This window comes from Variovorax sp. RKNM96 (assembly GCF_017161115.1).
Classification (GTDB): Bacteria; Pseudomonadota; Gammaproteobacteria; order Burkholderiales; family Burkholderiaceae_C; genus Variovorax.
In genome coordinates this window covers 868,173-890,541 of record NZ_CP046508.1, presented here as the reverse complement: position 1 = coordinate 890,541, position 22,369 = coordinate 868,173, and the positions used below count along the sequence as shown (strand labels likewise).

Here is a 22,369-nt window from a genome sequence, read left to right as displayed (position 1 = left end):
TCCATGCCCAGAACACTGCCGGCCGACGGCCTGCAAACCAACGTCGCCCGCATCCTCGAAGCCGCGGGCAGCAGCCCCGCCGAAGCGCAGCAGGTGGCCGCCAACCTCGTGCTGGCCAACCTGAGCGGGCATGACTCGCACGGCGTGGGCATGCTGCCGCGGTATGTCGATGCGGTGGCCGAGGGCGGGTTGAAGCCCAATGCGTCGATCAAGGTCAACCTCGACATCGGCACGCTGATGGGCCTGGACGGCCAGCGCGGCTACGGGCAGATCGTCGGCGTGCAGGCGATGGAACTGGGCATCGCGCGGGCGAAGCAGCATGGCAGCTGCATCTTCACGCTCTCGCATGCGCACCACCTGGGTCGCATCGGGCACTTCGCCGAAATGGCGACGGCCCAGGGGCTGGTGGCGATGCATTTCGTCAACGTGCTGTCGCGGCCCGTGGTCGCGCCCTGGGGCGGCGGCGACGGGCGCTTCGGCACCAACCCGTGCTGCATCGGCGTGCCGCTCGCGGGCGCGGAGCCCTTCGTGCTCGACTACGCGACCAGCCGCGTGGCACAGGGAAAGATGCGTGTGGCCCACAACAAGGGCGAGCAGGTGCCCGACGGCTACCTGATCGACGAGACAGGCGCACCGACCAACGACCCCGGCGTGGTGGTCGTGCCGCAGGGCAATGGGCTCTTCGGCGCGCTCATGACCTTCGGCGAGCACAAGGGCTATGGCATGGCGGTAGCGTGCGAGCTGCTGGGCGGCGCGCTCACGGGCGGCGGCACGTGGCACCGGCCGGCGGACACGGCGCGCTCGGTGCTCAACGGCATGCTGACGGTGCTGATCGATCCGGCGAAGCTCGGGACGCAGAAGGCCTTCGATGAAGAGGCGCACGAATTCATCGACTGGTTGAGGCAAAGCCCGCCGGGGCAGGGCTTCGACGCAGTGCAGATCGCGGGCGAGCCGGAGCGCAAGGCGCGTGCGGCGCGGCGGCAGGACGGCATCTGGATCGACGATGCGACGTGGGGAGAGATCGTGGCTGCCGGCGCGAAGGTCGGCGTCACGGTCACCGCCTGACCCTCTTGCTCCTTCCCCCTCTGGGGGAAGGTTGGGATGGGGGCACGCAGAGTGCTCGATGGGTACGCCGCTCACCCCCACCCCAGCCCTCCCCCAGAGGGGGAGGGAGAAAGACATCTGCGATCAGCTCTTGCTGCTGTCGTGCGCCGGCTTGCCCACCTGCACGCTGGTGTCGTCGCCCTTGATCTTCGCCTGCACCGCCTTGATCGCCTTCTCGAGCCGCGCGCCGTAGTCCGCGTCGGCCTGGCGGAAGTAGCTCACCGAGCGGTCGATGATGTCCTGCCGCGTGACCGCACCAAGGCCACCCGCGATGCTTTGAATCAGCCGCTCCTTCGCAGCCTCGTCCATCAGGCGATAGAGGTCGCCGGCCTGCACGAAATCGGTGTCGGCCTCGTGCTTCTGCCACTGGTGGCTGCCGGTCCAGCCGTGGATCTCGAGCGGTGCGTACACCGGCTCGTTGGTCTGCTTGGGCGCATCGCTGAAGCTGTTCGGCTCGTAGTTCGGACCGCGTCCGCCATTGCCGTCGCCGCGCATCGCGCCGTCGCGGCCGTAGTTCTGCGCGGTGGTGGCGTGCGGTCGGTTCACCGGCAGCTGCGTGTGGTTGATGCCCAGGCGGTAGCGCTGCGTGTCGCCGTAGCTGAACAGGCGCCCCTGCAGCATCTTGTCGGGCGACGGGCCGATGCCGGGCACGAAGTTGGCCGGGTTGAACGCAGCCTGCTCGATCTCGGCGAAGTAGTTGTCGGGGTTGCGGTCGAGCGTGAGGATGCCGATGTCGATCTTCGGATAGTCCTTGTGCGACCAGACCTTGGTGAGGTCGAAGGGTTTGAAGCGGTAGGTCTGCGCCTCCGCCACCGGCATGATCTGCACCTGCACCTTCCAGCTCGGGAACTCGCCGCGCTCGATGGAATGCAGCAGGTCGAGGTGGTGGTGGTTCGGGTTCTCGCCGCCCACGCGCTGCGCCTCTTCGGCCACGAAGGTCTCGATGCCCTGGTTGGTCTTGAAGTGGTACTTGACCCAGAAGGCCTCGCCCTTGGCGTTCACCCACTGGTAGGTGTGCGAGCCGAAGCCGTCCATGTGGCGATAGCTCTTGGGAATGCCGCGGTCGCCGAAGAGCCAGGTGAACTGGTGCGTGGCCTCGGGCGAATGCGAGAAGAAATCCCAGGCGTTGTTGGGCTCCTGCACGTGGCTGTAGGGATCGCGTTTTTGCGAGTGGATGAAGTCGGGGAACTTGAGCGGGTCGCGGATGAAGAAGATCGGCGTGTTGTTGCCCACGAGGTCGTAGTTGCCGTCCTCCGTGTAGAACTTGAGCGCGAAGCCGCGCGGGTCGCGCACCGTGTCGGCCGAGCCCAGCTCGAGCGCGACGGTCGAGAAGCGCGCCAGCACTTCGGTCTTCTTGCCGACCTGGCCGAGGAATTTCGCCTTGGTCCATTTCGACACGTCGGCCGTGAGCTCGAAGGTGCCGAAAGCGCCCGAACCGCGGGCGTGCACCACGCGTTCCGGAATGCGCTCACGGTCGAAGCGGGCCAGTTTCTCGATGAGGTTGTGGTCCTGCATCAGCACGGGACCGTTGACGCCAGCCGTCTGCGACTGCTGGTTGTTTTCGATGGGGGCGCCACTTTCGGTGGTGAGCTTGCGGGTATCGGTCATGGGTGCTGTCCTCTGATGAAGTGGTCGGGGTCCATCGATTTTGTCAATGAACATGCTGACATGGCATCAGATTCAGCTATCGCATCGATAGACCCGCGGCCGCAGCGGGCGGGCCCGGAGGCCCGGCCCTCTCAGACGATCAGTGCGATCGTGGCTTCGAGGTGTTCGGAAGGCGCGCGGCGGAAGCCCGAGCGCGCAAAGCGCTGCAGTTGCCCGACCACGAAGGCGGTGAGCGCCGCGGCGCGCACCTGCGCATCGACGGTGGGCGTGGCCGATCCATCGGCGGTGGCCGCGCCGCGCAACACCTGGCGCAGCGTGGCTTCGATCTTGTCGAAGAACTGGTTCATGCGTTGCTGCAGTCGCTCGTTCTCGTAGACCAGCGCATCCCCGACCATGACGCGCGTCATGCCCGGGTTGCGCTCGGCGAACTGGACCAGCAGCGTGAGGATGCGAGCGGCCTGCTGGGCGCCGGTGGCACCCTCGCGCTCGAGGATCTGGTTCACCAGGGTGAAGACGCTCTGCTCGATGAAATCGATCAGGCCCTCGAACATCTGGGCCTTGCTCGCGAAATGGCGGTAGAGCGCGGCCTCGCTCACCTCGAGCCGCGCGGCCAGCGCCGCGGTGGTGACGCGCTCGGCGCCGGGCTGCTCAAGCATGGCGGCCAGCGCCTGCAGGATCTGCACGCGCCGCTCCCCCGGTTTCGGACGCTTGCGCGTGGCGGTGGCTGGCGTTTCCGCTGGGGTCTCTACGCCGGGAGCAGCTGTCTCTTCGTTCTGCATGGGAGCGCGTGCAAAGATGTAATCAATTGATTCTCGCACAGCGCTGGGAGCGAGCCAGCACCGACGGCCGCACGGTCAAGTGCTCCTTCAGAATCGAGTTCTTTCAAACAATAGCAAGCGTCTTCATGACACAACGCGTTCTCGTGACCGGCGGTGCCGGCTTCATCGGCAGTCACACCTGCGTGGCGCTGGCGTCCGCTGGTTATGTGCCCGTGATTCTCGACAACCTCGGCAATAGTGATCCAAGGGTGCTGGAGCGCTTGCGCCAGATCACCGGCAGCACGCCGAAGTTCATCGAAGGCGACGTTCGTGATCGCGCGTTGCTGGCTCGCATCTTCAGCGATGAATCGTTCTCCTCGGTGATTCATTTCGCCGGCCTCAAGGCGGTGGGCGACTCGGTGGCGGACCCGTTGGCGTACTACGACAACAACGTGCATGGCAGCTTCGTCCTGGCCTCGGCAATGCGCGATGCCGGCGTGAACACTCTGATCTTCTCGTCTTCGGCCACGGTATACGGCGAACCGGAGAGTTCTCCCATTCCGGAAGACGCGCCGCGGCGGCCGGCCAACCCCTATGGGCGCTCCAAGTTGATGGTCGAGGAGGCACTGAATGACCTGTACCGCTCCCAACCAGGGTGGCGCATCGCACTGTTGCGTTACTTCAATCCAGTGGGTGCGCACGAAAGCGGACTCATCGGCGAACATCCCCAAGGCAAGCCCAACAACCTGATGCCGTTCGTCTGCCAGGTGGCTGTGGGCCAGCGTGACAGGTTGCAGATCCATGGCAACGACTACGCGACCGCCGACGGTACGGGCGTGCGGGACTACATCCATGTCATGGACCTGGCCGAGGGCCACGTTGCGGCCCTGAAGCACGCGCAAAACCATGGAGAACTGGTCACGCTAAACCTTGGCACTGGCAAGGGAGCCTCTGTGCTGGAAGTGGTCCAGGCCTTCGAGCGGGCGAGCGGGCGCTCGCTGCCTTACGAAATCGGTCCGCGCCGGCCAGGCGATGTACCGGCCTACTGGGCCGATCCATCCTTGGCGCAGGCGACATTGGCTTGGCAAGGCCATCGCAGCCTCGATCAAATGTGCGTTGACAGCTGGCGTTGGCAACAAGCCAATCCGCGTGGCTACGGCTAAGACTTCAAAGTAGCCAGCAACGAGCGCCCAGCAGCGCTGAGTAAAGTATCTCGAATCGCCAAAATATTCACAAAAAACCCACAATAACTCGCAATAACTCGCAATAACTCACAGAAATTAGGCGTTAGCAACATTTCCACCCGAGAAGACAAGCAGGCCATCGGTATGCTCTGTCAGACCTGAACGTACCTGTGTCGAATAAAATACAAGAACAGCGGCGTTCGAGGGCAGGGGAATAGTTATAATTTTTTTTTCTCAGTTGAGTCAGGCGCTTTGGGCCGCCGCATGTGAGTTTTCACAGATTGCAGACGACGCATATGACATGTGGATTGCTTCGGAGCCCCCGCTGTCGGATGCAGAAGTCTTGGCAGTCCGTTTGGAACTGGCGGAATCCGCATCGCAACACACTGTCACTCTAGCGATCGCAGACTCGGGGGACGACGAGGCGTTGCGCGCAACGTTGATATCACTGGCAGCTCAGATTGTCAAAAACTTTGCCACATTGGTGGCGTGCCGCCCCTCGCGTGAGGAAACCGTTGCTCGCATTCTGGCTTCCCAGGCTCCGGGCTTGTCCAACGCTCGAATCCTTGCGGCCGCCGAAGGCGATACTTTGCTGCAACTACAGCAACTTGCACTCGAGCGAGCGTCGGGACGCTACTTCGGGGTGGTTTTTACGGGAGACCGTCTAGCACCCGTTGCGGTTGCCGCCATGCAGTCCGCATTGACCCGATGGCCGGATGCCGAGGTCGTGTACTCTGACGAAGACTGGGTCGACCAATGCGGTCGGCGACAAAAGCCCAGATTCAAGTCCGCATGGGACCCCGACGCCCAGATCGGCTTCGACCTGTTGGGCAGTCTTTGCCTGATCGCACGCGAGCGCGCGCTGGAGACAGGCGGTCTCAGCGCTGCGCACGGGTCTGCAGCCCACTATGACTTTCATTGCAGGACCGCCTTATCTCTTCCATGCAGTCGAATCCGGCATGTTCCTGCAGTTCTGTACCACCGCCGAATACCCCAGCGCATCAACTCTCGGGAAACTCGTTCTGCCATCTCCGCGTATGCCGTGTCCGCTCGCGAGGTGGCGGCCAATGCGGCAGCCTTGCAAGTCGGTGTCGCTGTCGATGTCGGTCCGTCGCCAGTTTCCTCGTTCGTAAATCACGTCCATCGGCCTCTGCCGTCGCCGGCACCCAGGGTCAGTGTCTTGGTGCCAACGCGAGACCGCGCCGGACTGTTGCGAAATTGTCTACACGGATTGCTCACGCAGACAGACTACCCGGACTTCGAGGTCCTCATTCTCGACAACGACAGCGTCGAACCGGCCACGATAGCCCTGCTTGCCGAACTGAATACCGATTCGCGCGTGCGTGTTCTCCGCGTTTCCGGGCCGTTCAATTTCTCGAGGATCAACAACACTGGGGCCTCGGCAGCAACCGGAGATGTGCTGCTTTTCCTCAACAACGACATTGAAGTACTGGAGGAAAACTGGCTGAAGGAAATGGTTGGCGAAGTCGCGCGCCCGGACATCGGTTGCGTGGGGGCCAAGCTCCTGTACTCCGACGGCACTGTCCAGCATGCGGGTGTGATTCTTCAGTCTGGCCCCCTGGCGATGCACGTCTGCAGAACCGAGGACGGCATGACCGCGGGAGCGGCCGGACGACTCGCTGGTACACGCGACTACCTGGCCGTGACTGGCGCCTGCCTCGCCGTGCGCCGATCGGTGTTCGACGAAGTCGGTGGATTTGACGCCGAGCACCTCGCCGTCGCCTTCAACGACATTGACCTGTGTCTCAAGGTCAGCGACGCAGGGTATCGCAACGTTTGCACGCCGTTCGCATCTTTGCTGCATCTAGAAAGCGCATCGCGCGGTCAAGATGACTCGGAAGAAAAGCGGGCACGCGCAAACCGAGAGCTCCATCACATGCAGTTGAAGTGGGGGGATCGTTTCGATTGCGATCCCTACCACAACCCGAATCTCCGCTTCGATTGGAGCGCTGGTGAACAGCTGGCCTTGAACGTCCGTCAATCCTGGCGTCTTGTCCGCTGATAAGCGGCCCCCACGTCGAGCAACGGCTCGACGCTTACTCAAGCAACAACGATGAGCACCCCCTCTTCCAACCTTTCCACATCGCCGCTCGATAGGTCCCTTCAGCTCCTGACGGACCCTGTACTGGATCCTCTTTTCTGGACGCCGCACCTTCTGGGCAAAGCCAGCGCGTGGTGGACCCACACACCGTTTGCCTTCTGGCTCATTTCAGCCTGCAAGCCCGGGTTGCTGGTGGAGCTTGGCACGCACAACGGCGTATCGTATGCAGCGTTCTGCGAGGCGATTGCGCGTCTGAAATCGGCGACTCGCAGCTATGCTGTGGACACGTGGACTGGAGATGCGCACGCCGGCGAGTTGGATGCGAGAACCTACTACGAGCTCCGCGACTTTCACGACAAGCACTTCGGTGCCTTTTCCGAGTTGTTGAAGTCCACGTTCGATGATGCGCTACCCTACTTCGCCGACAATTCGATAGATGTGTTGCACATCGACGGCTTCCACACCTACGAGGCGGTGCGGCACGATTTCGAGACTTGGTTCCCGAAACTTTCTAGCAGAGCTGTCGTCCTCTTTCACGACACGAACGTCCGTTCCAACCAGTTCGGTGTCTTCCGCTTCTTTGCGGAACAGGCCGCGAAGTATCCATCTTTCGAGTTTTTGCATGGTCACGGGCTCGGCGTGCTTGCTGTCGGAAAAGACGCACCCGACGCCATCATGGATTTATGCCACCTCCAACCTGAGCGTGCCAATGCCATGCGAGCCCGGTTCGCGCATCTTGGGACCCGGTGGTTTGTCACCACGCGCGAGCAATTGGGTACGGCCGAACTGCACCAGCGCATTCACGACGCGGCCATCGAGCAGGAGCCGATAAAAGCGAAGCTCGCGCAAACGGAAGCGGCCCACGCCCTGGAAGCCGAAGCCCGCGCTCAAGCCGAGGCAAGGGTGAATACATTGACCGCCGAGATCGCACGCGCGGACACCCAGCTGGAAGTCGTACGCCGCGAAATCGACCGGGCAAGTGCGGAGGCTTCGCGCGCAGAGGCCAAGTCACATGCCACGAGCCTCGCGCACGACCAGGCGGGGCAGCGTGTGGCCGAACTGCGCGGTGTCGTTGCCCGGTTGTCGGCCGACTTGGCCGATGCGCAGCAAGGCTTGGAAGCAGCTCGCAAGCAGGCCAGCCAGCAGCAGCACGACGAGGCGGTCCTTAGAGAAATCGTCAAGGCAAAGGAAGGTCGAATCGACGCACTGACGACGCGCTTCATGCGCTTTCAAAGCGATCCGGCTCTCGGCGTGAAGGCGAAAATTCGCAGGCGCCTGCGTATATTGGTCTCGCGCCTGTCCAGGCGGTCGATTGATTTTGCAGCCGTAGATACCATCCGATATTCTCCCTATTTTGATCGTGACTGGTACCTAAATGCGTACCCCGATGTTGCATCCTCGGGCATGGATCCTGTCGAGCACTACGCGATTCATGGCGCCAATGAGGCGAGGGAACCCGGACCAATTTTCTCCGGCACCAAGTACCTGCAGCGCCACCGAGACGTATCCGCGGCAGGAGTGAATCCCCTTCTTCACTACACGCTCTTCGGCGCTCAGGAAGGACGCGACGCCGGATTGTTCGAAATAGAACAGGCGATGCCCTTAGCGTTGCCGGGCCGGCCATTTTCGATTTTCTTTGTGTCAGGCGAGCCCGATACACCTGGTCACCGCTACCGGGTCACGCGTTATATGGATGCAGCCCGGATGAATGGTGTCCCAGCCAGTTGGGTTCGACTGGACCAGCTCGAACTGAATTTCGATCTGATCTCACGACACGATGTGATGATTCTCTGGCGTACTCCTTGGACTGCGGGCCTGGAAGAAGCCGTGCGGCGCATTCGGGCACAGGGCAAGAAGATCGTGTTCGATATCGACGACCTCATGATCGATCCGGAGCTGGCTGATACCCAGATCATCGATGGCATCAGGTCGGATGCTCACCAGGAGGATGCAGTGCGGGAGCTCTTCGCCCGTGTTCGAAGAGCGATGCTTGCAGCCGACGTATGTTTCGCAAGCACCCAGGAACTGGCTTACCACATGCGATGCGCCGGCAAGACCACGCATGTCTTGTTCAACGGGTTCGATGATCAGACACTCGCGCTTGCGCGTAGCAGCGCAAGGCAGTGGCCTCGCGAGCGATCCGATCAGCTGATCCGGATCGGCTATGCAGGAGGCTCCCGCACGCATCAACGAGATCTCGGCCTTGCCATCGAAGCTGTCGCACGCATACTTCGAGAGAACGAGCTGTGTCGCCTCGTGCTCTTTCAGACCAGCGCCGGAGTTCGGTTGATCAACGTGGACGAATACCCGGTCATGACCGGCCTCGAAGACCGCATCGAATGGCGCCCTTACCAGACATTGGAAACCCTGCCCAGAGAAATGGCGCGTTTTGACATCAACCTCGCCCCCCTCGAATTCGGCAATCCATTCTGCGAAGCAAAGAGCGAACTGAAGTTCTTCGAATCGGCGCTGGTCAACGTTCCGACCATCGCCTCGCCGACCGGGCCGTTCAGACGGGCAATCAAGCACGGTATTTCGGGCTTTCTTGCCGCGACCGCTGACGACTGGTTCCACTACATGAGCAGGCTGGTGTCCGAAAAGTCGTTGCGCGAAAAAATCGCCTCGGCCGCTTACCTCAGCGTCTTGGCCGTCTACGGTCCACTGCAACGCGCGGCCCAGTTCGGGCGCGTTCTTGATCAGTTACAAGGAAAGGCACTCGCAGCACGCGCCTTTGCGCTCGATGCCCGCATCCAGTCGATGCCCAACGCCATGCCGAAGTTGCCACCACTGGACATCATGTTCGAACACCGTGCGGGCGAGTATGCCGATGTTTCCGTCATCATCCCCCTCTACAACTATGCACAATTCATTGTAGAAGCGCTCGAATCGGTACGCGCCCAATCGCTGGCAATCCTCGACCTCGTGGTAATCGACGACTGTTCCACTGACAGCTCGCTGGCGACTGCTCTCGCTTGGGCTCGGCAGCATGCACTGCGTTTCAATCGCGTGGTGGTTGCGCGCAACAAGTCGAATCACGGTCTCGGACTGACTCGGAATGCTGGCTTCGACCTGGCCGACAGCCTTTATGTACTGCCGCTCGATGCAGACAACCGATTGCTGCCCAGCTGCTGCGAAGAATTGCGACGCACCATCCGCAACGAAGAAGTGGCGTTCGTGTACCCCACCATCCAACACTTCGGAATTTCGACCGAGACAATTAGCAACGCACCCTACGAGCCGCATCGCTTCGTGGCGGGAAACTATGTCGATGCGATGGCACTGGTGTCGAAAGAGGCGTGGGCTACCGTGGGCGGCTACAACCACGTCAAGCACGGATGGGAAGACTACGACTTCTGGTGCAGGCTTGCCGAACGAGGCCAGCGTGGGCACTGGGAGCAACAAACGCTCGCGGAGTATCGCGTGCATGACGCCTCCATGATCAAGGCCGAGACGACCGTTCCCGAGAACTACCGGCGCCTGATGGAGACTTTCAAGGCACAGCATCCATGGGTATCGCTGATAGACGAACGGCTTGCTCGCAAGCCACCCGCCTTGAATACGCACTTACAGGAAAGCGTGTCGCCATCTCGGCTGCAGATGCTCCTACCAATTCTTCGATGTCCCAAGACACGGCTCAAGCTGGCGCTCGATGCGGAACGAAATGTCTTGGTCAGCGTGGATGGATGGCAAACCTGGCCACTGTTCGACGGTCGTGCCGTGCTGTGTCAAGACATGAGCGAACCGGAGCTCAAATCGGCCGCGCACGTCAGCAACATCCTGCCGCAAGAGGCTCTTGCGTTGATAGAGGAGACCAAGGGATGGGTCTTGAATCTCAGCGGGGGGGGGTCGCAGGAAAAACTTCCCAACGTGGTCGAAGTGGAATATGCCCTGTTCAGGCACACAGATGTCGTCGCGGATGCGCACGTCCTTCCGTTCGACGACGAAGTCTTCGACGCAGTGATCGTGATGAACGCTTTCGAGCATTACCGCGAGCCGCAGAAGGTGGCGGAAGAACTCTTCCGGGTATTGAAACCGGAAGGCCGCATCCTAATGCGGACGGCATTCATGCAGCCCCTGCACGAGCGGCCGTGGCACTACTTCAACTGCACTCGACACGGACTGGAGCAGTGGTTCCAGCAGTTCGAAACCGAGCGCCTGCATGTGTCCTCAAATTTCTGCCCGAACCATTCGATCGCTTGGCTGGCATCGGAATGCGAGCAGGCTTTGCGCTCCACAGTTTCCGCCAAGGCTGCCGAGGATTTTCGCAACGCACCAACGGGAAGATTGGTGGACCTCTGGCGCGATCCATCGCTGCGTGAAGACCCGCTATGGAGCAATTTCGAAGAACTGCCTCAGTCCGAACAGGAAGTCACAGCGGCAGGCTTTGAGTTTGCAGGCCGCAAGCCGGCGCTGTCGATCCGCTAGAGGCCCGAACGCCCCCGAAGCAAGCGTCCGGGCCTGAGCGGATCCCGTTCAGCGCGCCCGGATCATCGTCCCGTAGGCCTGGTCGGTCAGGATCTCGAGCAGCATCGCGTGCGGCACGCGGCCGTCGATGATGTGCACTGCGTTCACGCCGCTCTTGGCCGCATCGAGCGCGCCTTCGATCTTGGGCAGCATGCCGCCCGAGATGGTGCCGTCGGCGAACAGGTCGTCGATTTCGCGGGCGCTCAGGTTGGTGAGCAGCTTGCCGTTCTTGTCGAGCACGCCGGGCGTGTTGGTCAGGAGCATGAGCTTCTCGGCCTTGAGCACGGTGGCGAGCTTGCCGGCGACGACGTCGGCGTTGATGTTGTAGCTCTCGTTCTCCTCGCCGAAGCCGATCGGGCTCACGACGGGAATGAAGGCGTCGTCCTGCAGCGCCTTCACCACGCTGGGGTCGATGGAGACGATGTCGCCGACCTGGCCCACGTCGTGCTGCACGTTGGGATCGGTGCGGTCGGCCAGCTTGAGCTTCTGCGCGCGGATCAGGCCGCCGTCGCGCCCGGTCAGGCCCACGGCCTTGCCGCCGGCCTGGTTGATCAGGCCCACGATGTCCTGCTGCACCTCGCCAGCCAGCACCCATTCGACGACTTCCATGGTTTCGGCGTCGGTCACGCGCATGCCCTGGATGAAGCTTCCCTTCTTGCCCAGCTTGTTGAGCGCCGCCTCGATCTGCGGGCCGCCGCCATGCACCACCACCGGGTTCATGCCCACCAGCTTGAGCAGCACCACGTCTTCGGCAAAGTCGGCCTGCAGGGCCGGGTCGGTCATGGCATTGCCGCCGTACTTGATGACGATGGTCTTGCCGTGGAACTTGCGGATGTACGGCAGCGCCTGGGCCAGGATCTCGGCCTTGTCGCGCGGGGGGATGTTGAGGACGGGGTCGGTCATGGGCGGTCAGGCTCCAAAGCGTTGAACGATGGGAATGAACAGAAATTCTCTCAAGGCCTGAGCCAGCGCGGCACCTTGAATCTGACGATCATCAGGTACGCACCCACATAGGTCGTGACGAACAGCAGGCAGAACGCCATCAGCACGATGGTGTTGTTCCAGAACAGCACCGCCGGCACCACCGACAGCGCGGCGAACATCCAGAGGTAGGGCGAGGTGCGGTTGTTGCGCGCCAGCAGTTGCCGGGCCTCGTCGTCCGCCAGCGCCACGCGCACGATGCGGCGGAAGATCAACTGGTGGAAATGCAGCGCATCGGCCGTGCCGGGCGACTGGCCGCGCGCGAGCTTGCGGTAGATGGAGAACAGCGTCTCCCACACCGGGTAGATCAGCAGCAGCATCGGGAACCACGGCGACACCACGCGGTGCCGCTGCACCAGCGTCACGCAGGCCACGGCGATCACCATGCCCCAGACGTAGGCCCCGCCGTCGCCGGCAAAGATCTTGCCGCGCGGGTAATTCCAGACCAGGAAGCCGACGGTGGCGCCCACGAGGCACACCACCATGGCGGCGAGTTGCCGGTCGCCGACCTGCAGGGCCACGTGCGAGATCGCCAGGCACACCAGCACCGCGACCGTGCCGGCCAGGCCGTTGTAGCCGTCGATGATGTTGAAGGCATGCGGCAGTCCGCCGATGGCGAGTGCTGCGAACAGCACGGTGGCATACGGCAGCATGGCCAGCCAGCCGTCGACCATCGGGATGCCGGTGCGCGCAACGCCCAGGCCGAGCAGCCAGCACACCAAGAGGGCCGAGCCGATGGTGAGACCGAGCCGATAGCGCACCTTCACCTTCTGCGTCATGTCTTCGACGATGCCGCCCAGCACCGCGGGCGCGATGCACAGCAGCGTCAGCATCGAGGTCTTGACCGGCCACGACACGTTGAAGGGATCGGTGCCGGTGATGCCGGCGGCCAGCCAGGCCACCCCCATGCCCAGCAGGATGCCCGCACCGCCCAGGCGCGGCACATGGCCCTTGTGGAAGCGCTGCGGCATGTCGGCGCCGTAGAGCCGTGCGTGCCTGCGCGCCCGGCGCATGAAGAGCTGGACCGCGAAGGCGGCGACGAAGAAACTGATGACGATCAGGGCAATCATGTGTGGGAGTTGGGGAACCCTAGAATTCCCGAGCGAAATTAGACCATGCCCACGCCCTCATCCCCCGCCTCCCTCGCCCCCTTGCCGCCGATCACCATTTCCATCGTGAGCCACGGCCAGCTCGCCCTGATACGGCCGCTGCTCGACCAGTTGGACCGGCACAGCCGCGCGTCGATTGCCAAGGTGGTGCTCACGGTGAACATCCCGGAGCCTGACGTGCTCGCGGGGCAAAGCTGGGGGTTCGAGGTCGAGCGGATCGAGAACGCGGGCCCCAAGGGCTTCGGCGCCAATCACAACCAGGCCTTCGGGCGTTGCACGACGCCGTGGTTCCTGGTGCTCAACCCGGACATCCGTTTCGACAGCGACGTGCTCGCGCCGCTGATCCTGCAGGCCGCACCTGACGCCGGCCTGATGACCCCGCGCATCCTGGAGCCCGGCAAGCCCGCGCCCGAACCGCACCGGGCGCTGCTCACGCCCTTCGAGATCCTCGGACGCAACAAGCCGGGCTATGTGCCGCCGGCCGCGCCCGCGTGGATCCCGGGTCTGTTCATGCTGTTCCGCAGCGAGGCCTACCGCCAGATCGGCGGCTTCGACGAACGCTTCTTCATGTACGGCGAGGACTTCGACATCTGCGCCCGCACCCAGCTCGCGGGCTGGAAGCTGCAGGTCGGCGAAGACCTCCTCGCGCGGCACGACGCCCAGCGCGCCAGCCACCGCAGCAAGCGCTATCTGTACTGGCACGTCACCAGCCTGCTGAAAGTGTGGCGCTCGGGCGCTTTCTGGCGCTACCGGCGGATGCAGCGGCCCGGCGCCTGAGCGGGGAGAAAAGCGTTTGCGAGGACAATCGGGAACGAAAAAAGCAAGCGCGCCTTCACAACAACGATGACGACGACAACGACGAGCCCCACGCTCCACAACGAACACGCCCACCTGGTTCACCCCAAATACCGCCCGGACATCGACGGGCTGCGCGCCGTGGCGGTGCTCTCGGTCCTGGGTTACCACGCGTTCCCGCAGTGGATCAAGGGCGGCTTCATCGGTGTCGACATCTTCTTCGTCATCTCGGGCTTCCTGATCACCACGATCATCCTGGCCAGCTTCGAGGGCGAGGGCTTCAGCTACCGCGAGTTCTACGCCCGGCGCGTGAAGCGGATCTTCCCGGCGCTGGCGCTGGTGCTGGCGGCCACGCTGGCCTTCGGCTGGTATGCGCTGCTGCCCAACGAATGGGTGCAACTCGGCAAGCACGTGGCCTCGGGCGCCGGGTTCGTCTCGAACTTCGCGTTCTGGAGCGAGGCCGGCTACTTCGACAACGCGGCCGAGACCAAGCCGCTCCTGCACCTGTGGTCGCTGGCCATCGAGGAGCAGTTCTACATCTTCTGGCCCGTGCTGCTGGGCCTGGCGTGGAAGCGCAAGTGGCGCGTGCTCTGGGTGGTGGGCATCGTCGCGGCCGCATCGTTCCTGCTCAATGTGACGACCATCCACAGCCACCGCGAGGCCGCGTTCTATTCGCCGCTCTCGCGCTTCTGGGAGCTGATGATCGGCGGCATGCTCGCGTACATGCGGCTGCACCGGCCGCTGCCCAAGCCGGGCTGGGGGCGCCATGCGCAGTCCATCGCCGGGCTGGCACTGATCGTGCTGGGCCTGTGTTTCATTCGCGGCGGCAAGGCCTTTCCGGGCTTCTGGGCGATCCTGCCGACGCTGGGCGCGTTCTTCTGCATCGCGGCGGGACCGACCGGCGTGCTGAACCGCTATGTGCTCGCCTCCAGGCCGATGGTGTGGGTCGGGCTCATCAGCTATCCGCTCTACCTGTGGCACTGGCCGCTGCTGGCGTATGCGCGCATCCTCGAAGGCAAGCTGCCTTCCGACGGCATCCGGGCGCTGATGCTGGTCGCCTCTTTCGTGCTCGCATGGCTGACCTACCGTTTTGTCGAGCGCTACACGCGCAAGACCGAGAACCCCACGGTGACCTCGGGCCTCGTGGCCGCGATGGTGGGTTTCGTCGTGCTCGGCCTGCTGGCCACCTCGGGCTACTATGTCGGACGCCACAGCGATCCGTACTTCAACAAGACGGCCGCCGCTGCCAAGGACTGGGGCTACCCCGATGGCCTGAGCCCGATCAAGGTCGACGGCGAAGTGCTGCAGCAGATCGGGCACGGCAAGCGCCGCGTGCTGTTCTTCGGCGACAGCCACATCGAACAGTACGGCCCGCGCGCGGTGGAGTTGAGCAAGACCGCGCCCGACACGCTCGATTCGCTGTCCTTCGTGACCTGGGGCGCCTGCCCGCCGATTCCCAACGTGGTGGACGAGCAGAACAACCTCTGCGCGGAACGCCGCGACGGCGGCATGCGCCTGGCGGTGAGCGACAAGTTCGACGCGGTGGTCTTCGGGGGCTGCTGGAACTGCTACTTCTCGGAAACCGACAAGCCCACCGCCGACAACGCCGCGGCGGACCGCTACTACTACCTCGACGGCAAGAACAAGCGCCGCTTCATGGGCGGTGGCGGCGCGGACTTCGCGCTGAACACGCTCGAGACCGTGATGACCGCGCTCTCCAAGCACAAGCAGGTCTACCTGCTGCTGGACAACCCGGTCGGCGAAGGCTTCGGCCCCGAGGAATTCGTCAAGGGTGGCCGCCTGGGCAACATGACGGTCGGGCGCATGTCGCCGACCGCGCCCTGGGTACCGGAGCAGAAAGCGCTGCACGAGCGCATGCGCCAGATCGCGCAGCGCAGCGGCGCCATCGTGATCGACCCGATCCCGACGCTGTGCGAGAAAGACTGGTGCACCCGCGCGGATGCCGATGCGACGCCGATCTACAAGGACGCCGGGCACCTGCGCGCCGAGTACGTGCGCAAGTTCGCCACCTACATCGATGCGGCAATGACCACACCGAAGCAGCCCGCGGCGGCAGCCCCTGCCCGCTAGGCGTACAGGCGGCGCAGGCTGCGAATGCCGGGCAGGCGCGTGACGGCGCCGACCAGGCGCACCACGCCCGGCGGGCAGTGGTTGAGCAGGAACAGCGTGATCCGCAGGCGCAGCTTCTTCTTGCTTCCCACATAGGGGTTGGCCAGCACCATCGCGCCGTACTCGTTGAGGATCGCGGTCATCTCCTGGCGGTACTGGTCGTCGTTCTTGATCGACTCGATCGCGTGGTTGACGAAGTACGGCTGGAACCGGGGCGCCAGGAAATCACGCAGGTAGTAGCGCCCGCGCAGGTGCTCGTCGGGAAACATCTCGGTGAGCTTCTTGAAGTACTTGAAGCGGCTGCGGATCATCCGGATGCCGAAGGACGTGCTCGCCGTGTGGATGCACCAGACGGTGACGGCCTTGTCCACGAAGTAGTTGCTGAACCCCTTGCGGAAGATGCGCAGGAACAGGTCGTCGTCCTCGAAGCCCATGAACTGCGAATCGAAACCGTCGACGGCCTCGAAGGCCTTGCGGCTCACCAGCGCGGCCGACGGCAGCACGAACATGTCGTTGCGCAGCAGGTCGTTGATGTTGCGCTTGGGGTGCGTCGCGTGCTCCTTGATCACGCCGGTGCGGATCACGTTGCCGTCGCCGTCGGCCTCGTACAGGTCGGCATAGACATAGCCGAACAACCGGTCACCGGGAGGGATCGAGGCCGCCAGCGTCTCGATGTGGTTGGGCAGGTAGAAGTCGTCCTGGTCGAGAAAGCAGATGAAGTCCGATGTGGACGCCTTCACGCCGGCGTTGCGCGCCGACCCCTGCCCGCCGTTTTCCTTGTCGATGATGCGAAACGGGTAGCGCGCAGCCAGCGCGTCGAGCACGGCACGCTCCTCGGGGCGCGAGCCGTCGTTGACCACGATCACCTCGGCCGCGGGCACCGATTGCTCGAAGACGCTCTTCACGGAACGCTCGATGAAATCGGCGCCGTTGTAGAACGGGATGATCACCACGACGCTCAGCCAGGCGGTCGGTTGCGCTGCGATGGTGGAATCTGGGGAGGCGTTCATTGGGTTCATGGTTCTTTGGAAGCGGAGCCTACACAGATTCGAAAAGGTCGCGGACCACGCCGCGCACGCCACGGCCGAACTTGTCGTAGCGGCCGGTCATGGCTTCGCGGGCGATCGGCACGATGCGCGCGAGCCGCGACGCCGGCAAGGCGGCGCGAAAACGCTGGTGCACGATCTTGCTGCGCACCTTGGCGATAATTTCGGACGGGACCCTGTCTCCCAGCTGCAGCAGCCTCGCAAGCAGCAGCTCGGCCTTGATCGCCCGCTCCACGTGCGTGTTGCCGCGGGAAGCCAGCGCCTTGCGCACCTTCTCCGCAAAGGTGTCGCGCCGCGCGCCGATCTGGTTGGATTCGTGCTGGCGGTATTCGATGAGGGACTGCTCCAGCAGGTCGACCCGTGCCGTGGTCGATGCGACGATGCTCAGCCATTCGTCGTGCACCCACTCGACCGGCAGCGGCAAGGCGTCGGCCAGCAGCGTGCGGCGAAAGATGGTGGTCGCGCCGGTCACCAGATTGCGCCGCAGCAGCGCGTCGAAGGCCCTGCCGCCGTGCACCTGCGCGAGCTCCAAGGGTGTGACCTCGAGCGCATGGAACAGCGTCTGGTTCAGATCGCGGCGTTCGGAATCGACCAGCCGCGCATCGGTGTGCAGCAGCAGCAGGTTGGCGTCCTGCTCGAAGTGCGCCACCATCAGCGCGAGCCGGTCGGGCATCCACACGTCGTCCTGGTCGCTGAGTGCGATCAGCTCGCTGGTGCAGGCGCTGATGGCCTGCTCGAAGTTCTTGACGACGCGCAATGCGACCGGATTCTCGAAGACCCGCAGGGCGATCGGCGGGCCCGGGCGCTCGGCCGCGCATTCGGCGACGGCGGCGCGCACCACCTCGACCGAGCCGTCGCGCGAGGCGTCGTCGGACAGCACGATCTCGACCGGCGGCCGGGTCTGCAGGCAGATGCTGCGCACCTGTTCGCGGAGGAACCGGGCGCCGTTGTAGGTGCAGAGGGCGACGGAGACTTCGAGAGGACGGGGAGCGTTCATGGGTGGGTTGCCGGGGCGGAGCCGTCGCGGGAGTTGCGCGGCGGCCATGCCAGGTCGAAATCTTCGGTGTCGAGCGTGAGGTTGGGGTTGTAGGCGGGGTCGTGGGCGATCAGCCCGGCCCAGCGGCTTTGCATGAAGGCGGACTCGCGCGCGAGGCGGTCGCGCGATTCGGCCGCCACCTCGAGGCCGCGACTCGCCGATTCGTGGTGCAGCAACTCGGCGTACGGCGTCCAGACGTTGCGGTAGCCGGCCTCACGCAGGCGCAAGCAGAAGTCGACATCGTTATAGGCCACGCCGAGCTGCGCTTCATCGAGTCCGCCGACCTGTTCGTAGAGCGACTTGCGCACGACGAGGCAGGCCGCAGTGACCGCAGAAAAATTCTGGACCAGCTGCGCGCGCCCGCCATGGCCCGCGACGGTCGATGGCAGGTGCTTGTGCGCGTGCCCGGCCATGCCCCCGATGCCCAGGACGACGCCACCGTGCTGGATGGTCATGTCGGGGTAGAGCAGCTTCGCGCCGACAGCGCCCACGCCGGGCTGCAGCGCGAGCGACACCATCTCGTGGAGCCAGTCGCGGGAGATGACTTCGATGTCGTTGTTGAGCAGGCCGACGAGTTCTCCACGCGCCTGCGCGACGGCGGCGTTGTTCAGCGCCGAGTAGTTGAAGGGGCGTTCGTCGCGGATCACGGTGATGCCCGGCTGCGCATCGAGCGCCGCGAAGTACGCGAGCGCCTCGGGATCGTCCGAGCCGTTGTCGACCAGCAGGATCTCGTAGTTCGGATAGGCGGTTTCGAGCACGATGCTCTCGATGCACTGGCGCACGAGGTTCACACCGTTGCGCGTCGGGATGACGAGCGACACGAAGGGTGGCGTCCCGGGCAACGCATAGTGCGCGCGAAGGCCGTGAGGTGTGGCCTCAGCGGTGGCCGCAGTGCCGGTGCGCTGGAAATGCCTGTCGAGTGCGCGTACGTCGGCCGTACCGGCCGCTGCGAGCGGCGCACGGGAATGGCTGAGGATGCGCGGGATGTGGCGGATCTGATCGGGCCGAACGTGCTCCACGCAGCGCAATGCCAGGTCGAAGCCCTGAGCGCCATTGGCGGCTGCATTCAGCCCCCCGGCTTCGTCAAACAGGCTGGCCTGGACAACCCCCATCGGCGAGAAAAGATTGCGGGACAGGAACAGGTCCGGATTCCAGTCGGGCTTGAAGCAGGGATCGCTGCGCTGCCCCGCGGCGTCGATCACGTCCGTGTCGGCATACAGCATTCGGACCCCGGGATGCACCGCAATCTCCTTCGCGATCGTGAAGAGCGCATGGGCAGCCAGCGTGCAACCCGGCTCGAGCCAGACGATCCAGTCCGCATCCGCGGGACCGGTCAGCGGGTCGGCCTGAAGCGTCCACTCCTTGCAGGTCTGGGCCGCCAGGGACCGGGCCGTTTCCTGCGACGGTGCTGCGTTTGAAGTCAACACCAGGAAGCGGGGACGCGCGGCCGTCTCCGCACGGCGGCTCTCTTCTGGAGCGTCGCTGCCAGGGTTGTCGTAGCGCGCCACCCAGTCGGCATAGCTCCCCCGTTGGGCGGGTGCGGCGGCGGCCGGCACGCCGCGCACGATACGCTGAAAATGACCGCTCAGCCACCGCAAAGGGGCCGTCAAGCGCCAGCTGCTGGACTGCGTCATGCTGCGGACCTGTGCATCCAGGGCCTTGACCTGCACTTCCAGCAAACCGATCTGCCGCTGCAGCTGTGCATTGCTCGAAGCGATGTCGAGCCCGCGCCGCCGGGGAAAAGGCTGCGCAGGCGGCAGCGTAGGCTTACTGGGCATTGCTAAAGATCACGAAATAGCGGCTTCCACTGGTTACGGCCTCCTCGAATCGAGGGCCGGTAAAATTATCCCCTTCTTCAAACCCTACAAAAATATGCGCGTTCTTTCAGTTGTGCTTTCAGGGGGGGCAGGTTCCCGGCTTTGGCCAGCATCGCGCCAGGCGTTCCCCAAGCCCTTCATGAAACTGGGGGGGTCTTCCTTGTTGCAGCAGGCCATCGAGCGAGGCCAGGCCTGTGGCACCGGCGATCTGATGATCGTCACCAACAAGGACCATCTTTTTCTTACAAAGGACGTGCTGCGGCAGATGGCCGACCCGCCGGAAGCCACACTGATGCTGGAACCCAAGGGCCGCAACACCGGTCCGGCGATCGCCTTGGCAGCACTGCAATGCATTCAGCAGTTCGGCGGCGACACCGTCATGCTGGTGCTTTCCGCGGATCATCTGGTGCCGGATGTCGAAGCTTTCGTGGCCAGCGCGAGCCAGGCATTCCGGCTTGCCACGCAAGGCGCCCTGGTCGTTTTCGGCATCAGCCCTACCGGGCCGGACACAGGTTTCGGCTATGTTGAGGTAGCCAAGGTCTCGCGCGACAGCCAGCCGGCGAAGCGTTTTGTCGAAAAGCCCGACCTCCAGACCGCGCAGGAATACCTGGCAACCGGCCGCTACTACTGGAACAGCGGCATGTTCTGCTTCACGGCCGATGCGATTGTTGCAGCCTTCGAAAAATATGCACCGGAATTGCTGGCCGCGGCACGCCATGCGTTGAAATCCTCGCAGGCCAGCGACAACATCGTTCAGTTCGATCTGCACGCCTTCGGCCTTCAGCCAGACATCAGCATCGACTATGCGGTCATGGAGCCAGCGGATAACGTCCACGTTGTGCCGGCCAAGTTCAGTTGGAGCGACGTGGGATCGTGGCCCGCGGTCGCCAAGGCCCACACGCCCGATGCCAGCGGCAACACAATGCCCTCGGATGTCGTCGCCATCGATACCACGGGCACCCATGTACAGGTCGACAGCCACGGCCCCAAACTGGTTGCCACATTGGGCGTGCATGATCTCGTGATCGTCGACACACCCGATGCGTTGCTCGTGGCACACAAGAACAGTGCGCAGGAAGTAAAGCGGATCGTCGATACCTTGAAGGCCCGCAAGCACGAAGCAGTGCATCTGCCTGCAGTGGTTCATCGCCCATGGGGCACATACGCCTCGCTCAAGGAAGAGGACGGATACAAGGTCAAGCGCATTACGGTAAAACCGGGAGAATCGCTGTCTCTGCAGTACCACCACCAGCGCGCCGAGCATTGGGTCGTCGTCCAAGGACGTGGCATCGTGCAGATCGGTGAACTCGAACACGTCACCCTGCCGGGCCAGTACCGGTATATCCCATTGAAAGAGAAACACCGCTTGACCAATATCGGCGAAGAAGAACTGGTGCTCATCGAAGTCCAGTGCGGCGGCTATCTGGGCGAAGACGACATCGTCCGCCTGGCTGACACCTACGGACGCGCATGAGCCAAGTTCACTCCAACCTGCATCGCAGCGCCTTCTCCGACTGGTGGGAAGGTACCCGTCGCTCCGACATCTGGTGGACCCTGGCGTGGTTCGACATCGTGTTGCGCTACCGGCGCTCGATGCTCGGACCGCTGTGGCTCACCCTGAGCATGGGGGTCATGATCGGCGGCATGGGACCGCTGTACGCCTCGCTGTTCGGCAGCGAGCTATCGAGGTTCTTTCCGCACCTGGCACTCGGCGTCATTTTCTGGGGCTTTTTTTCCAGCGTGGTAACCGACGCCTGCAATGCCTTTGTCGGCTCGTCCAACTATCTGAAGCAAGGCTACTTTCCGATCAGCCTGTTCGTTTGGCGCAGCCTTGCTCGGAATTTGATTCAGTTCGGCCACCAGATCGTGCTGTACATCCCGGTGGCCATCTGGGCTGGCATCTCGCTTTCCTGGTCTGTGTTGCTTATCGTGCCGGCCTTCGCCATCCTCGTCATCAACGCGCACGCCTTGGGTCTTCTGCTGGGCCTCATCTGCACCCGCTATCGCGACGTGACCCAGATCGTGACCAGCGTGATGCAGATGCTGATGTTCCTCACACCCGTGTTCTGGCTTCCAGAAAGTCTTCCGAGCCGCGCCAAGTACGTGCTCTGGAACCCCTTTGCACAAATGCTCGACCTGCTGCGCACCCCGCTGATGGGCGGTGTGGCGCACATTCATAGCTGGATCGGTATCGGCGTATGGACTGTGCTCTGCGTGGCCGTCGCGATCGTGCTGTTCGCCAAATACCGCCGCCGCGTCGTTTACTGGCTCTGAT

15 protein-coding genes are annotated in these 22,369 nt (G+C 63.4%); 8 read left to right on the top strand and 7 right to left on the bottom strand.

Annotated elements, in window-relative coordinates:
• Positions 1-3 precede the first annotated feature (3 nt).
• The gene (locus tag GNX71_RS03995; RefSeq protein WP_206177124.1) at positions 4-1,065 is read left to right on the top strand and encodes a malate/lactate/ureidoglycolate dehydrogenase; all 1,062 of its coding nucleotides are present in this window, start codon (positions 4-6) and stop codon (positions 1,063-1,065) included.
• 123 nt (positions 1,066-1,188) lie between these two features.
• Here GNX71_RS03995 and GNX71_RS03990 read toward each other — a convergent pair whose 3' ends face one another.
• On the bottom strand, positions 1,189-2,712 hold the full coding sequence (locus tag GNX71_RS03990) for a catalase (RefSeq protein ID WP_206177123.1): 1,524 nt from the start codon (positions 2,710-2,712) through the stop codon (positions 1,189-1,191).
• A gap of 131 nt (positions 2,713-2,843) precedes the next feature.
• Positions 2,844-3,491, bottom strand: coding sequence for a nucleoid occlusion factor SlmA (gene slmA, locus GNX71_RS03985; protein WP_206177122.1), 648 nt, complete (start codon positions 3,489-3,491; stop codon positions 2,844-2,846).
• Positions 3,492-3,616: 125 nt separating this feature from the next.
• Here slmA and galE point away from each other — a divergent pair, with 125 nt between their 5' ends.
• The 3 genes from galE (at position 3,617) to GNX71_RS03970 (ending at position 11,141) form a co-directional block, all read left to right on the top strand.
• Positions 3,617-4,633 carry a UDP-glucose 4-epimerase GalE gene (gene galE, locus GNX71_RS03980; RefSeq protein WP_206179337.1) on the top strand — a complete coding sequence of 339 codons (1,017 nt, stop codon included), beginning with the start codon at positions 3,617-3,619 and terminating at the stop codon, positions 4,631-4,633.
• A 322-nt stretch (positions 4,634-4,955) separates the two neighbouring features.
• Complete coding sequence (locus tag GNX71_RS03975) at positions 4,956-6,677, top strand: glycosyltransferase family 2 protein (protein ID WP_206177121.1); 1,722 nt, start codon at positions 4,956-4,958, stop codon at positions 6,675-6,677.
• 51 nt (positions 6,678-6,728) lie between these two features.
• Complete coding sequence (locus tag GNX71_RS03970; RefSeq protein WP_206177120.1) at positions 6,729-11,141, top strand: glycosyltransferase; 4,413 nt, start codon at positions 6,729-6,731, stop codon at positions 11,139-11,141.
• A 48-nt stretch (positions 11,142-11,189) separates the two neighbouring features.
• On the opposite strand, the gene argB is transcribed toward GNX71_RS03970, so the two are convergent.
• Positions 11,190-12,083, bottom strand: coding sequence for an acetylglutamate kinase (gene argB / locus GNX71_RS03965; protein ID WP_013539261.1), 894 nt, complete (start codon positions 12,081-12,083; stop codon positions 11,190-11,192).
• A gap of 50 nt (positions 12,084-12,133) precedes the next feature.
• A complete protein-coding gene (locus GNX71_RS03960) occupies positions 12,134-13,231 on the bottom strand; it encodes a glycosyltransferase (protein WP_206177119.1) in 1,098 nt (365 codons plus the stop codon).
• A 45-nt stretch (positions 13,232-13,276) separates the two neighbouring features.
• On the opposite strand from GNX71_RS03960, the gene GNX71_RS03955 reads away from it, so the two are divergent.
• Both GNX71_RS03955 and GNX71_RS03950 read left to right on the top strand, forming a co-directional pair.
• On the top strand, positions 13,277-14,047 hold the full coding sequence (locus GNX71_RS03955; RefSeq protein ID WP_206177118.1) for a glycosyltransferase family 2 protein: 771 nt from the start codon (positions 13,277-13,279) through the stop codon (positions 14,045-14,047).
• Between the two features lie 66 nt (positions 14,048-14,113).
• Complete coding sequence (locus tag GNX71_RS03950) at positions 14,114-16,156, top strand: acyltransferase family protein (protein WP_206177117.1); 2,043 nt, start codon at positions 14,114-14,116, stop codon at positions 16,154-16,156.
• Here GNX71_RS03950 and GNX71_RS03945 read toward each other — a convergent pair.
• Genes GNX71_RS03945 through GNX71_RS03935 form a run of 3 tightly spaced genes read right to left on the bottom strand, consistent with a single transcriptional unit; the run spans position 16,153 to position 20,055 of the window.
• The gene (locus tag GNX71_RS03945) at positions 16,153-17,205 is read right to left on the bottom strand and encodes a glycosyltransferase family A protein (protein ID WP_206177116.1); all 1,053 of its coding nucleotides are present in this window, start codon (positions 17,203-17,205) and stop codon (positions 16,153-16,155) included. The two genes, GNX71_RS03950 and GNX71_RS03945, sit on opposite strands and share 4 nt — an antisense overlap.
• Before the next feature lie 28 nt (positions 17,206-17,233).
• Positions 17,234-18,238, bottom strand: coding sequence for a glycosyltransferase family 2 protein (locus GNX71_RS03940; protein ID WP_206177115.1), 1,005 nt, complete (start codon positions 18,236-18,238; stop codon positions 17,234-17,236).
• Positions 18,235-20,055: a glycosyltransferase family 2 protein gene (locus GNX71_RS03935; protein ID WP_241027155.1), complete on the bottom strand. Its 1,821-nt coding sequence runs from the start codon at positions 20,053-20,055 to the stop codon at positions 18,235-18,237. Before GNX71_RS03935 ends, GNX71_RS03940 begins: the two co-directional genes overlap by 4 nt.
• A gap of 94 nt (positions 20,056-20,149) precedes the next feature.
• Between GNX71_RS03935 and GNX71_RS03930 the strand changes: the two genes are divergently transcribed.
• Positions 20,150-21,568 (top strand): mannose-1-phosphate guanylyltransferase/mannose-6-phosphate isomerase, encoded by a 1,419-nt coding sequence (locus GNX71_RS03930; RefSeq protein WP_206179335.1) that lies wholly within the window; start codon positions 20,150-20,152, stop codon positions 21,566-21,568.
• Entirely contained in the window at positions 21,565-22,368 is an 804-nt protein-coding gene (locus GNX71_RS03925; protein ID WP_206177114.1) for an ABC transporter permease, read from the top strand. Before GNX71_RS03930 ends, GNX71_RS03925 begins: the two co-directional genes overlap by 4 nt.
• The last annotated feature ends 1 nt before the right edge of the window (position 22,369 follow it).

Bases quoted from the DNA above. Each gene is read 5' to 3' on its own strand.
- GNX71_RS03935 (WP_241027155.1), bottom strand. From the start codon at position 20,055: ATGCCCAGTAAGCCTACGCTGCCGCCTGCGCAGCCTTTTCCCCGGCGG.
- GNX71_RS03995 (WP_206177124.1), top strand. From the start codon at position 4: ATGCCCAGAACACTGCCGGCCGACGGCCTGCAAACCAACGTCGCCCGC.
- GNX71_RS03960 (WP_206177119.1), bottom strand. From the start codon at position 13,231: ATGATTGCCCTGATCGTCATCAGTTTCTTCGTCGCCGCCTTCGCGGTC.
- GNX71_RS03925 (WP_206177114.1), top strand. From the start codon at position 21,565: ATGAGCCAAGTTCACTCCAACCTGCATCGCAGCGCCTTCTCCGACTGG.
- GNX71_RS03950 (WP_206177117.1), top strand. From the start codon at position 14,114: ATGACGACGACAACGACGAGCCCCACGCTCCACAACGAACACGCCCAC.
- argB (WP_013539261.1), bottom strand. From the start codon at position 12,083: ATGACCGACCCCGTCCTCAACATCCCCCCGCGCGACAAGGCCGAGATC.
- GNX71_RS03990 (WP_206177123.1), bottom strand. From the start codon at position 2,712: ATGACCGATACCCGCAAGCTCACCACCGAAAGTGGCGCCCCCATCGAA.
- GNX71_RS03955 (WP_206177118.1), top strand. From the start codon at position 13,277: ATGCCCACGCCCTCATCCCCCGCCTCCCTCGCCCCCTTGCCGCCGATC.
- GNX71_RS03975 (WP_206177121.1), top strand. From the start codon at position 4,956: ATGTGGATTGCTTCGGAGCCCCCGCTGTCGGATGCAGAAGTCTTGGCA.
- slmA (WP_206177122.1), bottom strand. From the start codon at position 3,491: ATGCAGAACGAAGAGACAGCTGCTCCCGGCGTAGAGACCCCAGCGGAA.
- galE (WP_206179337.1), top strand. From the start codon at position 3,617: ATGACACAACGCGTTCTCGTGACCGGCGGTGCCGGCTTCATCGGCAGT.
- GNX71_RS03970 (WP_206177120.1), top strand. From the start codon at position 6,729: ATGAGCACCCCCTCTTCCAACCTTTCCACATCGCCGCTCGATAGGTCC.
- GNX71_RS03940 (WP_206177115.1), bottom strand. From the start codon at position 18,238: ATGAACGCTCCCCGTCCTCTCGAAGTCTCCGTCGCCCTCTGCACCTAC.
- GNX71_RS03945 (WP_206177116.1), bottom strand. From the start codon at position 17,205: ATGAACGCCTCCCCAGATTCCACCATCGCAGCGCAACCGACCGCCTGG.
- GNX71_RS03930 (WP_206179335.1), top strand. From the start codon at position 20,150: ATGCGCGTTCTTTCAGTTGTGCTTTCAGGGGGGGCAGGTTCCCGGCTT.